A 13,622-nucleotide genomic window follows, 5' to 3' on the forward strand; every position below is an offset into this window, starting at 1 on the left:
ATCTCTTCTTTTCTCAGCGGCTTTTCTATCAGCCAGAAGGCTTCATAGTAGCCCCTGCTCTGCGTGAAGATAGACCTTTGGGCGTTCAGTCCGAAGATGGCGTGCACGTAAAGTTCCGGCTTATTGTAAAGGCTTGTATGATAATTGAGGATGGCCTTTTCTTTCTCAGCGACAACGGAGACAATATCAATAAGGTGCGTAAACCTTACCGTCGAATAGACCTCATAAAATGCCAGTTTGAAACCACTGCGACCTTCAAGAAGACCGAGGGCGATCTTCGATGCTGCGATATGGTCCTGATGGAAGTCAAGAGGCGAGGGTGCGAGGATGATGTCGGGTTCTTTTTCAGCGATCAGGCCGGAGAGCTCCCGGGAGATCCCATCGGCATGGCTGCCGACCTCACCATCGGGGAAACCAAGAAATACCGGTTCTTCGCACCCGAGCATCTTCGATGCCCTACGTCCCTCTTCCCTTCGTTTTTCCCCAACCGTGGCAGAAGGTTCTCCGTTCAGTCTTTCCCCGTCGGTGAGAAACACTACGGTAGACGATGCCCCTTTCCTGTTCAGGAGCATGATAGTCCCTGAACAACCCAGGGCCTCATCGTCGGGATGGGGCGCAAGGATGAGAAGATTGTTGCATTCAGGGAAATGTGAATCCATAGTACTTCACCTCTCATCACGGCGATCATCAATAAAAGACATCAGCATAAATGTACCATAAAGAAAGGCTGAAATATGTTATAGTATAACCGAAAATCTGCGTATGCATTTCTGAAAAATAACATCCCGGAATGTTTGCACGCTTCTCAAAAGAGATACTTCGTTCGCCTGTTGAGATCATCAGAAACCTCTACACATACCGGCATATCCTCTCCCAGATGGTGATACGGGAGATTAAGGGCAGATTCGTGGGATCTGTTGGTGGACTTTTCTGGCATTTCATCCATCCCGTCGTCATGATGGTTATCTACCTCTTCGTATTTGTCTATATCTTCAAGCTTAGAGTCGGCACAGGCGGAGGCGCCGGGGCTTCGGCAATCTACCTCCTTGCCGGCCTCTTCCCATGGATCATTCTTGCCGAAGGGCTGTTACGGGGGACTTCTTCTCTCATAGAGAATGCGAACCTCATCCAGAAGACCTCCTTCCCAACGGAAATTCTGACGACGAAGGCCGTACTCGCGCCTCTCTTGAGTTACGGGATTGCGATTATCCTGCTCATGGCCTATAAGAGTATCACGAGCGGGTTTTATACGATCTTTCTTGTCCTCCCTCTCATCCTGCTTCTCCAGGTCTTCTTTACCCTGGGGATATCCTTTATCAGCGCGACCATGACAGTTTTCTTCAGGGATGTTATGCAGCTTGTGCAGCTCGGCATCAGTTTCTGGATTTATGTAACGCCCATACTCTATCCCGTGAGCATGCTGCCTCCATGGGCCCAACAGGCCATGTATATCAATCCCCTCTATCCTTTTATGTCGGTTTATCAGTCCCTGCTCCTTCAGGGGACCACGGGAGCATCGCATATGTTCCTCCTCTCTTCTGCCTGGGCCCTGATCTTCTTTATTTTCGGCTCCTTCATCTTCGGCAAACTGAAGAACGAATTTGCAGACTGGCTATGACCGTTCGGCCTGCGTCTTTCGGAGCAAGGAGGCAACGGCTGCAGCAGGGGTTAAGACTCCAAAAGAGCTATAAAGTGCCACTCCGGTTTCAGGAGATATCGTATGATCGGAAGGTGGTTATAGAGATCGATTCGGGTCTCGATCTTCCTTAATGTCAGGCCGCACGAGCGGTAAAGTTCATCAAAGGTCTCGCGAGTGAAATAATGCTCAGGCAGTGCCACTCCGTAACTCCAGTTGCCGAAGAAATCCATCGCCTGCAGCACCCTCCTCGAGTAGAGGGACTGCTCGAAGTGGTCTTTGATAAGAATCGCACTGCCGACTCGCGAGGCTTCCTTCAACAAGGAGGGAATGTCGCCCTTGACGTGGTGGAGTACATCACAAAAGAAAACAACGTCTATTGACTTGTCGCCAAAGGGGATACGCTCACCGTCGTACTTTTGATACCTCATCCACTCCCTGCTCTCCTCCAGATCGGGCGGCAGGTCGTAAAGGTCTATGCAATGCCATAGTGTCCTCGCATTGAGTCTATTGATCCCCTGGGAAATCTTCATGTCCCCGCAGCCCACATCGAGACATCTGATCTCCCTTGAGTCTCCGAACTTTTCGTTTATGAGGGCATGAATCCTCTGAGCAAGAATGTCGACCCGACGGTTGTGTGAAAGCAGCTGGTGAAGCCTGATCAGAAAGGTCCTGACGGGGCCCTTTTTATCCGAGGCGATCGGGGAACTCATTTTCTTCCGGCAGCGTCTGCCTCGTGCCCTTCGTCTTCAAAAACAAGACAGAAAGCATGAATCCGTTGTATATCCCTTGCACCGACAGGGCAACCATCGTGAGGGAAGGGACCAGGTGTCGCATCGTCGTCCGGTAGTCAAGTCCTGAGAAACCACTGTTGTACCATTCCCAGAGCGTGTAGAGGAACCCCGCTGTCCCCAGGACGCCCGTAGCCGTCGATGCCACAAGAAGTCGTTCGAGGGTCAGTCGTCTCACAAGCCTGTCGAAACGCTCGTCATAGGGCAGGATGCCAGAGATGAAAGAGTACAGCTTTGCGAATATGCCCGTAAAGACCATTTGCGCTCCGGCGAGGAGCACAAAAGCCATGACGAGAAGGGAGTGTACGTCCAGTTCGGCCCTTCCAATATGGAGTGTCCCCTGGGTCAGGACCGCCTCTCCCAGCAGACCCATAAAGAAAAGAATGAAACCCGGCACAAAAAAAAGCCATTTCGGCGAATGGAGCAGCATGAACCGGAGGTGCCTCCACCCGTCGCGCCAACGCCTCAGATGAGGCCTCCTCGCCCTGCCGTCTTTGTAAAGCGTTATGGGAACTTCCGTCATCCTTAGTCCGGCCAGGCTCGCCTTGATGATCATTTCCGAGGCCCACTCCATCCCCGTCGTCACGATATTCAGAGAGAGTATCTTGTCCCTTCTGAAGGCCCGCATGCCGCAATGAAAGTCGCTCAGGGAGATATCGAAGAAGAGCCTGCCGATGAACGTAAGCAGTGGATTCCCTATATACCTGTTGAGATCGGGCATAGCCTTGGGCATAATCCTGCCTTTCAGTCTCGTGCCCATGCAGACATCATAGCCGTTGCGCAGCCTCTCGATCATCGGCATGCCCTCGTCGAAATGGTAGCTGTCATCGCTGTCGCCCATCAGGACGAAGTCTCCTTCAGCGTTCTCGATGCCGAACTGAAGGGCCGCTCCATACCCCTTGGTCGCACACTGTATTACTCGAGCGCCCAGAGAGAGGGCTATCTCCCGGCTGCTATCACTCGATCCGTTGTCCGAAACGAGGATCTCTCCCTCCAGGCGATTTTCCTCGAGGAGCTTTTCGGCCCGCTTTATACACATGCCGATTGTCTCTGCCTCGTTCAGGCACGGCATCAGAATGGTCAATTCTTTCATTGCAGCGTCTCCCTGTTCCGCAATTCGAACTTAGTGTAACGGATGATGATCAAGAAACACAATAAAAACGGCAGGGTATGTCTTCGGAGAGATTTTGCAAACCGATGTATGATAGGATGTATGACACATATTCCGCAGGAATGCTCACGAGTGAAACCGGTTTGTCCCATACTATGCTGAAGAAAACATGCCTGTCTCTGACTCCGGAAAAGGTCTTCCTCCTTTTGGGCATCACCTATGGAATACTGTTCTTGTTTGTAGTCCCGCCGTTTGTGGTCCCTGACGAGCCCAACCATTTTTATCGTGCCTATCAGATGTCCGAGGGCCGTTTCGTTGCGGAAAAGCGACTTCCCGCTGTCCTCAACCCCGATCAGCGGGCTGAGAGACAAAGGGATGCCAGGGAAATGAGAAGCTTGTTCATGAAGGCAGAAGTAGAAGCGGTGATGAAGAAGTTTTACAGTCTGAAAGATATAGGGGGCATTGGCGGCTTGTTGCCGGAAAGTCTGCTAAGTACCACAAACGCGTTCCTGAGACTCTTACATCCACAAAACACGCAGGACCCTCGGGACATGCTTCTACTCCTTACACTCCCTCTCGACAAGAATAAGAGGACCTTCCTCCATTTCCCGAACACGGCAGTATACTCACCGGTACCCTACCTCCCTCAGGCCTTCGGAATTGCCATCGGAAGGATCTCAGGTCTTTCTCCCCTTGCGCTCATGTATCTCGGAAGAATATCCAACTTCTTGGCATGGCTCCTTCTCATGTACCTTTCAATCAAGTGCATGCCTATCGGCAAGTGGGCGCTTTTCTTGCTCTCCCTATCTCCTGTCACTCTCTGCGAGGCGACTTCATTGTCGGCAGACGGCTTTACCGTTGGTATCGCTTTTTTGACGACCTCTCTTTTCGTGAGAACTGCCTTTGATGGGTCAGAGACCCGCGCAAAGGTGTCCCTGATCTTCGCGGCCTCTCTGGTACTTGCACTCTCAAAACAGGCCTATTTCCTCATGCCTCTCCTTTTCCTGCTCATCCCGTTGGAGAAGATCGGGTCATGGAAGAGATACCTTGTGACCTTCCTGCTCCTGATCATTCTGAGCTTTTCCGTTGTAATGATATGGACCTGGAAGGCGGACATTCATGAGGACATCTATACAATATATGGCTTTCTTCTGCCTGATCTGTCGGCCAAGAAACAAATGTCTTTTATTCTTAAGCAGCCCCTCGAATATTGTAGAATACTATCGAAAACCTTCATGCAGAACGGCGGAACGTATATGAAATCCTTTATCGGCTCTGAGTCCGAATTGCTGGCAGTCTGTTATTTTGTCATGCTGCTTCTTGCCATGCGGTCGGAGGCTTCGGAAAGGATCGTAATCTCTCTGAAGCAGAGGATCGTAATTTTTGCGGTTTTGTGCCTCAACGTACTGGTCGTCGTGACGTTGGCTTACATAGGATGGACCTCGGTGGGAAACGAAACGATTAGCGGTGTCCAGGGCAGATACTTCATCCCCCTGTCTCCCCTTCTCGCCATCCTGCTTTACAGGAGGAAGGGCTTCTTCCCCGTGAACAGGACCCTCCTTGGCCTGACTGCCGCCGTCTTTTCGGCATGTTCGCTATCATTGACACTGTACGCCGTTCTTAAGAGGTTCTATGTCTGACGCCTCTCATATGATATTCAAGATGCTCCTCTCCAAGAACCTGCGGGGTCGCCGTGATAGCGCTTGAGACAAGAAACCTTACCAAGAGTTACCGGATCTATCAATCTCCCGCAGACAGGTTGAAAGAGATCATTTCGAGAAGACCTCACCATACTGTTTTTGAGGCCCTCGATGGTATTAGTTTCACCGTTCTTCAGGGAGAGACGCTTGGGATCATCGGGGAGAATGGGGCGGGGAAGAGCACACTCCTCAAGGTCCTTGCCAGGACACTGAAGCCGACCTCAGGAAGCCTCACGGTGAACGGAAGGACAGCCGCCCTCCTTGAACTCGGTGCAGGCTTCAATCCCGAACTCACCGGCGAGGAGAACATCTACCTCAATGCCTATCTTATGGGCCTGTCGAAGGCTGAAATAGATGCCAAGAAAGAGGAGATCGTTGATTTCTCGGAGCTCAGCGATTTTATGAGGAGGCCGGTCAAGACCTACTCGTCAGGAATGTACATGAGACTTGCCTTCTCGATAGCGACCTGCGTTGACCCGGATATCCTCATTGTAGATGAGGCCCTGTCCGTGGGTGATCAAAGCTTTCAGAAAAAGTGTATTGATCGGATGATGGAATTCAAGAAACAGGGAAAGACAATTCTTTTCTGCAGCCACGCCATGTATCTTGTCCAGGAACTCTGCAGCAAATCTCTGTGGCTCCATCACGGGAAGATCGCGGAGATCGGCAAGACCGCCAAGGTTATCAATGCCTATAATGACTGGATGAGGGAGAAGGATGCAGGAATGACGAGCGCCAAGAGGGAAATTCCGGGCCAGGAGCTGAAGCAGCCGGAACAAAAAACGGTGTGGCTCGAATCCGTTGATCTCACTGACGGAGATGGCCGCGAGGTTGATGTCATCAAGACGGGTCAGGAGATCTGTCTGCGAATGGTTATCGGTGTTGCGGATGGCCATTCACCCAACAGGGGATATGTGGGATTCGGCCTTAACCGCAATGATGAGGAGCCGATATTCGGAGCCACAACAAAGATCGACGGATACGAAGCAGTCACATTCCGCAACGGTCAGGAGGTCTGTCTGAGATTCCCATCCTTTTCACTCCTCTCAGGCCACTACTATTTCCTCGGCGTTCTCATGGATGATCATGCGCTTCACCTCTATGACATCAAGCGTACCAAGATGCTTCATGTCGAAAACTTCAAGGGTGAATTCGGAATTGTAACGATCGGGCATTCGTGGGAGTTTCCCAGGCTCGACCTTGCCGACAGCGACAGAAAATGAGGATCTGTTATCTCCTAGAATCAACGGAACTCTGCGGCGGCGTGAGAGTTGTCTTTGATCAGGCGAGGGCTCTCCAGAAGCTCGGGCATAGGGTGACGATAAGGGCATTACGAGGAGATCATCTCTGGTATCCTTATCCTGTCGACGTCGATTACGTCTCAGATCTTTCGGCTGAATTTGTTCGTCATGAGGAGAGGCAGGACATTGTTATTGCGACCTTCTGGACGACGGTAAAGCCGGCTCTTCGACTGAGCGGCAGGAAGAGATTCCATTTGTGCCAGGGGTATGAAGGCGACAACAGAGAATATGCCGACAGGAAAGATCTTATCGAGGATTCCTATAAGGTGCCGGTCCCCAAATTGACGGTGGGAGACTGGCTTTCAAAGCGTCTCATTGATCTCTTCGGTTCCGGCGGATTTGCGGTTCATACGATAGGCCAGATCGTTGATCTCGATCTCTATAGGCCCTTGCCCTTTTGGAAGCGATGGTTTTCAACGGAACGCTCTGGGGGAACCAGGGTCCTTGTCTCGGGACTGTTCGATGCGTCTGTCAAGGCGATTGGCGACGCGTTGCAGGCCGTAGCCCTTCTGAGAGAAAGTGGCATTGAGGTCAATCTCACAAGGGTATCCACCAGTGACACATTGACACGAGAGAATGAAATTACTGCTGTCGATGAATACCTTATCAGTGTGCCGCCGGCAAGAATGGCGGCCATCTATCAGGCAAGCGATCTGTTCATCGCTCCTTCCCTATCTCATGAAGGATTTGGCCTTCCCTTTGGAGAGGCCCTTGCCTGCGGAATACCTTCAGTCGCTACAGCAATACCTTCTCACATGAGTTTCGATATCGACCACGATTATGCATGTTTTGTACCCGAGGGAGATCCACCCTCAATTGCAGATGCTGCGCTGAATATCATGAAGGACAGGGACCTCAGAACACGGCTCAGAAAGAGGGGAATTGAGGTCGTGAGGAACAAATTCAGAAGCGATATGGTTGCTGCCAGACTGGAATCGGTTTTTTCTGAAGCATTGAAGTCATGAACCTTCCAGAACTGCATACATGGAGATACTACTTTCTCGATCTTCCGATATTTTCATGCGGTTTTAGGTCCGAAAGCCTTAAGAAAAGGCTGTACCGGATGTTCGAACCCGAAAAGGAGTTTATGAAGAAAGGCTATCTCACGCTCTGCAAGTACACGGGAGGGACTGCAAGTGAACAGGAGACAGAGTCATTTCTTGAGAGAACGTTCTGGGTAAAGGTCATACGAGAAAGCGACGCCTATACGTCACTCCGGATGTCGGGGAAAAAGATCGACAGATATTTCCGCGTCGAGGGGATCGAGAACCTGAAGTCCGTGATCGGCGACAAGCGTCCGGCCATCATCCTGACGGGCCATTTCGGGAGCTTCTTTATCCCTGCTATTGCCTTCACCCATCTCGGATACGATGTCTACCCGATCGCAAGGACCGTTGACACCTCACCTGCGACACCGCTGCCGACACAGTACTATCTGAAGCTCAATTATTGGTTATCGGAAATGAGATTTTCATCACGGTATATCTATACAAATTTTTCGGGTAAGATTGATAGGGAAGTCGTATCCATCGGCAGGAGGGGCGGGATCTTCTGGGCCGCAATAGATCTGCCGAGGAGATTGTATCACTACAAGCGTTTGCCTGTAACGTTTTTTGGCAGGCAATCGTCCCTTCCCGGAGGGATAATACCTTGGGGCATAAAAAGGGGCGCAGTCTTTCTGACCGCATGGAACAGCATCGAGGGTATCGATTCCGGGAACTTTTACCGTCTCCTGACGATCGACGGGATGATCCCCGAAGGCCTTGATACCGGGGAGATCCTCCAGATCTACTCGGACAGACTGGCAGAGAGGGTGAGCATGCAACCATGGGAATGGTTGCCCATACAGGTCATCGACCAATTTGACGAGAGTGAGGGCAGGAATGGATAAGAGGGTGACCGTTCTTACGATCGTGCCGCCGATGTACCGGTTGTATCCTGAATTTCAGCTCTGTCTGAAGATGTTCAGAGAGGCCCTCCCCGAGGGGTCCTCGCTGGTGGAACAGGAAGGCGATGACGGCATGTTACGGGTTAAGATACTCGAACACCTTGTCGACGCAGCACCCTATGTCCTGATCGTAAAAGAACCTGCAGTTATCATGGGAAAGGGGACGGTCGAAGAGCTGCTGAGGGTGATGGAGGAGAATCAGAACATATGTTGTGTCCTTCCTTCCGATGTTCTGGGGTACCGGGGGGGGAAGGCGACTCCCTATTATACCCTCAGGGGATTTGAGAGGTTTACCGAGTCTCTCCGTGACCCCGGAGTTTCCCACATGCCCTATGACGGAAGGCCGTCATGGATGTTCCTTGCGCGACGCGAAGCGCTCAGCAGGATGGCGATTCCTGCAGACCCCCTCAATATCCCCCGTCTCTTGCCGGCTGACGAGGTCTGTATCTCTCTCAATGCCTATATCCATCCCTTCATCGATTATGACCTGGCTACTGCGCGGGCTGAAATCCTGCCTCTTGTCCCGGAGAATATCACATCCCTCCTTGATATCGGATGTCATACCGGAAAGTTTGGCGCCCTTGCCAGGGAGAAGTTCGGCTGCCGTGTGGTGGGGAGCGAGATAAATCCCCAGGCGGCGGAGATTGCGAAGAGGAACCTTGACGGTGTGATAGGCGACATTCTGACGACAGCGTTCGCCGAGAAGTTTGACTGTGTTACCTGCCTTGACGTGCTTGAGCATGTCCGAGAAACCGGATTATTTCTAAGGAAGGTGAGGGATCTTCTCAATGAGAACGGGTATCTCCTGTTAAGCGTGCCGAACGTTGGACACTGGTCTATCGTCGAAGACCTCCTCGCCGGCAGGTGGGATTATATTCCTGCCGGTACCCTCTGTATTACGCATCTGAGGTTCTTCACGAAGAAGACGATTGAAGCGGCGCTGAGAGACGCTGGATTCGAGATACTCTCGGTAAAGGAAGAGCCAGTTCCGCCGCCCTCCCCTGTTGCTGACGCCATCGCCCTTCTTGAGCGGTCCGGAACCGATATCGATGGGAAAAGTTTGTTTACTTTGAGCTATTATATATTGGCACGGAAAAGAGAAGATTAGCGAGGAGGAAACATTGTGCAGAGAGTCGTCTTTTGCTTCTATACCAATGACCATGAGGTCAATTTAGGCATAGGATTCATGTCAGCTGCCCTCAGGCAGAAGGGAATCGAAACGGACCTCGTGATTTATCGGGATGTCATGGGTAAGGCGATTGACACGCCGGAGCAGGTAATTTCCCGAATACTCGCCAAAAACCCAACGGTTGTTGCTTTTTCTGCCATGACCTTTAATTGGAAACGTATCAGGGAAGTCATAACACTCCTGAGGACATCCTTTGGTGGTCTCATTATCGTCGGTGGATACCAGGGCATCCTCGGTCCCGAAGAGGTGCTTGCCCATCCAGGTGTTGACGGGGTCTGTGTCGGTGAAGGCGAATTGCCCCTGATCATGACCGTCACAGCTTACGACCGGGACAAGAAGGGCATGCCTTCCATATACGGGATGGTCTTCAAGGACCAGGAGAATCGGGCGGCTGCCCTTCAGATGCGCTGGCTTTCAGAAAATCTCGAAAATTATCCCTATATCGATTATGACATCTTTGACAGAGAGGGAGACCAGGGGTTGCGGAAGATGCATATAGGGGTCTTGTCACCGGGCGGGATCTATTCCCTTCCGGTAATCACTGGAAGGGGTTGTCCTTACAAATGCACCTATTGCTGTAACAGCGCAATGATCGAAAAGTATGGCGGTCTGAAGAATTACCTTCGCAAATACAGCCCGGCGTCGGCAGTCGAGAATATCAGGGGGATCGTAAGGAAATATGACCCCCAGTTGATAGAGTTTTTCGATGAGACCTTTGTCCGGCAGAGGTCGTGGGTGAAGGACTTCTGTGCGCTTTACGAGAAGGAGATAGGGCTTCCCTTCATGATTATGGCGAGGATTGACTCCCTTGATGAAGAGACCGTTGCAGTCCTTGCAGGAAGCGGCCTCAGACTTGTTCTCTTCGGTCTGGAGAGCGGAGATGAGGAATATCGCATGCGCTATCTGAACCGGAAGATGTCTGACAAGACCATAAAGGAAGGGGCTAGGCTCCTCAGAAAATACGGCGTAATGATCGTGACATTCAATATGTTCGGTATGCCCTTTGAGACGAAGGAGACGATCGAGAAAACCTTCGCACTCAATGCTGCAATTGAACCGGATGCTGCTTACTCAACGATATTCCAGCCTCTCCCGGGCACAGAACTGGCGAGGATTGCCTACGAAAACAACATGGCGATCCCGCCCCCTGATGATAGATGGGACCTCCATTCACCCTCCCTTGATACCCCGGAACTGCCTGCCTCTTTTGTCATGAGGAAGCTCGAAGAATTCAGGGGAAGATTTACCAATCAGCAGATCGTCGAGAATTACTATGGCAGACTGCAAAGACTCGTAAAGCCCGACAGCCGTCATGACTGAATGATTTCCGTTATCATTGTCAATTACCGCTCCGCCCACCTTACCGCGCGCGCCGTCAGATCGGTTTCGGAGGGAAAGGGCGAGAGAGAGGTGATCGTCATTGATAACACGTCCACAGCGGAGGAGAGAGTCCTCCTCCATGATCTCATGAGGCCTTACAGAGTCAAACTCGTCGTTAACGATGAAAACGTCGGTTTTGCGAGGGCCAATAATCAGGGGTTCTCGATTTCGAAAGGAGATCTCATCTTCCTCCTCAACCCTGATGCCTTTGTTGATCCTTCCTGTCTCACGGCCCTCGAGGACTTTATCGAAGAGAACCCCTTGGCAGGTTCCGTCTCTCCCCAGGTTTTTTGGGATGAAGAGATGAAATACCTCTTCCCCCATTACACCTATCCTTCACCCGGTCATGACCTCCTTGCAAAGATGTCCTGTGCATCAGAGAGCTTTGGGACTCTCTATTCCCTTGCTGCACGGAGAGAGAATCTCAGGCTCTGGAGATCAACCCTTCCTCTGGAGGTCAAGAACCACCATGGTGGAGTTGTTCTCTTAAGGAGGTCTTCAGTAAAAGAGGCAGGCGGGCTTTTTGATGAGAGGTTCTTTCTCTTCTATGAAGATACCGATCTCTTCTTCAGGCTCAGGGAAAAGGGCTACAGGCTCTATACCGTGCCTGCGGCAAAGGCCGTACATAACTATACCCACAAAAGAGAAAAGCTCGATATCATGGCGAGGACCTGCAGGCTCTTTTATGAAAAACATTACAACAGAAGCCTTTTACGAAAGATTACAGGCCTTATCCCTCAACAACACCCCCCTGCGGGGATGTCTCTCGATTGCGGTCTCTGGAGTAGTCCCCTCTCCTTGTCTGTCCCATCAGAATTGAGAGACCGTTACCTTTTCGAATGGAGTCCTAATCCCCTCTTTATTCCCTCCATTGGGTTCTTCGGCAAGGGTGACCGTTTTGTCTTCTCCGGACAACTATGGGACTTCCTGGAACCCGGGACCTATTACAGCAGGATCTCCAACCCCGAAAAAGACTTTACGAGCCTCAAGACCTTGTGTTGGAGAAAAGGGGAATGAATTACATCACACGGGCATACCGTCCCGGCGACGAGGAGAAGATCATAGAGATGTTCAATGAAGTCTTCCATCAGAATCTCGATCTTTCCCACTGGTACTGGAAATACCGGGACAACCCCTATGGGTCATATGTTATCAGTCTTGCTACTACCGAGGACGGCGTCTTGGCCGCACACTATGCCGGGTATCCTGTGAAACTCTCTTGCAGCCTTTCTCCCGGTAGCCCTCCAGTCGAGATCATGACCTATCAGCTTGGCGACAAGATGACGAGAAGAACTTTCAGGTCTGTTGGCTTTGGCAGGAAGGCGTTGATTGCGAGGACCTATGTCAATTTCAAGGCTGCCCATATGAAAAACGGCATCCCTTTTGCTTACGGCTTTGCGGCTCATCACAGTTTCCGGTTCGGCGTGGTTATACTGAACTATGCAGACATAGAGCCCGTTCCGTACAGGAGGATGCCCTTTGACGCATTAAAGAGATTGAAGACCGGCAGGATCAGGAATCTCATCTCACCCATAAGGGTCGAGGAAGTATCCGAGATAGATGATGAATGGACAGATTTCTTCTCAAGTGTTGCTCCTTTTTTTGGATGCCTCACGAAGAGAGAGGCATTGTATCTGAGATGGAGGTATCTGCAGAGGCCCGGCAGACGCTATCACATTATTGCAGCGAGGAGGGGATCCAGGCTTGCGGGATGGTCTGTCTTCTTCAGGGAACAGAACAGAATCATCTGGGGCGATGCACTCTGTCGGCCAAAAGATGCCGACTGTGTTAAGGTCCTTCTTGCTCACCTCAGGAGGCACCAGGTTTCTGACGGCGCAGAGTTTATAGAATGCTGGTTCCCTCCAAGGCCTCTCTGGTTCGACGCGGTTCTGAAAGAACTTGGGTTTGAGATCGGGAATGAACCGAATGGCCTCCACTTCGTTGCGCCCATTGTTATCGAACCTCAATCCCCTGAGATGTTAAAAAAATACTTCTATTACACCATGGGTGACAGCGACCTCTTTTAGCCGACTCACACCCCTCTGCGGTCTAGGCCGTAGAGGGATTTGTGCAGCTGAAGGTTCAGTCTCACATCGAGCCTGTCCCCGATGATCCATTGTGAGAGGTCCCCGGGGTCCATCTTCCCGTGTACCGGGGAGAAGAGAATGGTGCGCTTTCCCATGAGTGAATGCCTCAGAACAAAGTCCCTGGACCAATCATAATCTCCTCGCGAAGAGATCACGAATTTTATCTCGTCCTGAGGCTTCAGATAGTCGAGGTTCGACATCCTCATCTCTCCAGACATCCCGCTGCCCGGGGTCTTTATGTCAAGGATTATGACTGCCCTCTTGTCGACCTCGCTGATGTCCATGCTTCCGTTTGTCTCTATGAGGACTCTATATCCTTCATCGAGGAGCCTTTTCAGGAGAGGGTGGACATCCGCCTGGAGCATGGGTTCTCCACCGGTTATCTCGACGGTCTTCAATCCGATATCCTTCACGCTGCCGACAATCTCGTCTTCTGTAAGCTCGATCCCTTCAGTATATGCATAGGCCGTGTCGCAATA

At 51.3% G+C, this 13,622-nt stretch carries 13 protein-coding genes; 9 read left to right on the forward strand and 4 right to left on the reverse strand.

The window, feature by feature from the left end; all coding sequences use genetic code 11:
• Nucleotides 1-659: PIG-L family deacetylase (locus VFG09_14150; protein ID HET6516298.1), on the reverse strand; the 659-nt coding region annotated here is incomplete at its 3' end.
• A gap of 131 nt (nucleotides 660-790) precedes the next feature.
• Between VFG09_14150 and VFG09_14155 the strand changes: the two genes are divergently transcribed.
• Nucleotides 791-1,618 carry an ABC transporter permease gene (locus VFG09_14155; protein ID HET6516299.1) on the forward strand — a complete coding sequence of 276 codons (828 nt, stop codon included), beginning with the start codon at nucleotides 791-793 and terminating at the stop codon, nucleotides 1,616-1,618.
• A 50-nt stretch (nucleotides 1,619-1,668) separates the two neighbouring features.
• On the opposite strand, the gene VFG09_14160 is transcribed toward VFG09_14155, so the two are convergent.
• Together VFG09_14160 and VFG09_14165 are read right to left on the reverse strand one after the other, a co-directional pair.
• Nucleotides 1,669-2,349 carry a class I SAM-dependent methyltransferase gene (locus VFG09_14160; GenBank protein HET6516300.1) on the reverse strand — a complete coding sequence of 227 codons (681 nt, stop codon included), beginning with the start codon at nucleotides 2,347-2,349 and terminating at the stop codon, nucleotides 1,669-1,671.
• Complete coding sequence (locus VFG09_14165; GenBank protein ID HET6516301.1) at nucleotides 2,324-3,520, reverse strand: glycosyltransferase family 2 protein; 1,197 nt, start codon at nucleotides 3,518-3,520, stop codon at nucleotides 2,324-2,326. The genes VFG09_14160 and VFG09_14165 overlap by 26 nt, the downstream gene beginning before the upstream one ends.
• 140 nt (nucleotides 3,521-3,660) lie before the next feature.
• Here VFG09_14165 and VFG09_14170 point away from each other — a divergent pair, with 140 nt between their 5' ends.
• The 8 genes from VFG09_14170 (at nucleotide 3,661) to VFG09_14205 (ending at nucleotide 13,083) form a co-directional block, all read left to right on the forward strand.
• Nucleotides 3,661-5,178 (forward strand): DUF2142 domain-containing protein, encoded by a 1,518-nt coding sequence (locus VFG09_14170; protein HET6516302.1) that lies wholly within the window; start codon nucleotides 3,661-3,663, stop codon nucleotides 5,176-5,178.
• A gap of 53 nt (nucleotides 5,179-5,231) precedes the next feature.
• Nucleotides 5,232-6,461 (forward strand): ABC transporter ATP-binding protein, encoded by a 1,230-nt coding sequence (locus VFG09_14175; protein HET6516303.1) that lies wholly within the window; start codon nucleotides 5,232-5,234, stop codon nucleotides 6,459-6,461.
• The gene (locus VFG09_14180) at nucleotides 6,458-7,504 is read left to right on the forward strand and encodes a glycosyltransferase family 4 protein (protein ID HET6516304.1); all 1,047 of its coding nucleotides are present in this window, start codon (nucleotides 6,458-6,460) and stop codon (nucleotides 7,502-7,504) included. The genes VFG09_14175 and VFG09_14180 overlap by 4 nt, the downstream gene beginning before the upstream one ends.
• 98 nt (nucleotides 7,505-7,602) lie before the next feature.
• On the forward strand, nucleotides 7,603-8,430 hold the full coding sequence (locus tag VFG09_14185) for a hypothetical protein (protein HET6516305.1): 828 nt from the start codon (nucleotides 7,603-7,605) through the stop codon (nucleotides 8,428-8,430).
• The gene (locus tag VFG09_14190; protein HET6516306.1) at nucleotides 8,423-9,595 is read left to right on the forward strand and encodes a class I SAM-dependent methyltransferase; all 1,173 of its coding nucleotides are present in this window, start codon (nucleotides 8,423-8,425) and stop codon (nucleotides 9,593-9,595) included. Before VFG09_14185 ends, VFG09_14190 begins: the two co-directional genes overlap by 8 nt.
• A gap of 15 nt (nucleotides 9,596-9,610) precedes the next feature.
• Nucleotides 9,611-10,996 (forward strand): radical SAM protein, encoded by a 1,386-nt coding sequence (locus VFG09_14195; GenBank protein ID HET6516307.1) that lies wholly within the window; start codon nucleotides 9,611-9,613, stop codon nucleotides 10,994-10,996.
• On the forward strand, nucleotides 10,997-12,073 hold the full coding sequence (locus tag VFG09_14200; GenBank protein HET6516308.1) for a glycosyltransferase family 2 protein: 1,077 nt from the start codon (nucleotides 10,997-10,999) through the stop codon (nucleotides 12,071-12,073).
• Nucleotides 12,070-13,083 (forward strand): hypothetical protein, encoded by a 1,014-nt coding sequence (locus VFG09_14205; protein HET6516309.1) that lies wholly within the window; start codon nucleotides 12,070-12,072, stop codon nucleotides 13,081-13,083. Before VFG09_14200 ends, VFG09_14205 begins: the two co-directional genes overlap by 4 nt.
• Nucleotides 13,084-13,088: 5 nt before the next feature.
• Here the strand turns inward: VFG09_14205 and VFG09_14210 are convergent.
• A partial coding sequence (locus VFG09_14210; protein HET6516310.1) for a 7-carboxy-7-deazaguanine synthase QueE occupies nucleotides 13,089-13,622 on the reverse strand: 534 nt, incomplete at its 5' end.

It is taken from the genome of Thermodesulfovibrionales bacterium, from assembly GCA_035686305.1.
In the GTDB taxonomy this organism is placed as follows: Bacteria; Nitrospirota; Thermodesulfovibrionia; order Thermodesulfovibrionales; family UBA9159; genus DASRZP01.

Excerpts from the sequence above, each read along its gene's own strand:
- VFG09_14155 (HET6516299.1), top strand. The coding sequence starts at position 791 with ATGTTTGCACGCTTCTCAAAAGAGATACTTCGTTCGCCTGTTGAGATC.
- VFG09_14160 (HET6516300.1), bottom strand. The coding sequence starts at position 2,349 with ATGAGTTCCCCGATCGCCTCGGATAAAAAGGGCCCCGTCAGGACCTTT.
- VFG09_14165 (HET6516301.1), bottom strand. The coding sequence starts at position 3,520 with ATGAAAGAATTGACCATTCTGATGCCGTGCCTGAACGAGGCAGAGACA.
- VFG09_14170 (HET6516302.1), top strand. The coding sequence starts at position 3,661 with ATGCTCACGAGTGAAACCGGTTTGTCCCATACTATGCTGAAGAAAACA.
- VFG09_14180 (HET6516304.1), top strand. The coding sequence starts at position 6,458 with ATGAGGATCTGTTATCTCCTAGAATCAACGGAACTCTGCGGCGGCGTG.
- VFG09_14185 (HET6516305.1), top strand. The coding sequence starts at position 7,603 with ATGTTCGAACCCGAAAAGGAGTTTATGAAGAAAGGCTATCTCACGCTC.
- VFG09_14190 (HET6516306.1), top strand. The coding sequence starts at position 8,423 with ATGGATAAGAGGGTGACCGTTCTTACGATCGTGCCGCCGATGTACCGG.
- VFG09_14200 (HET6516308.1), top strand. The coding sequence starts at position 10,997 with ATGATTTCCGTTATCATTGTCAATTACCGCTCCGCCCACCTTACCGCG.
- VFG09_14205 (HET6516309.1), top strand. The coding sequence starts at position 12,070 with ATGAATTACATCACACGGGCATACCGTCCCGGCGACGAGGAGAAGATC.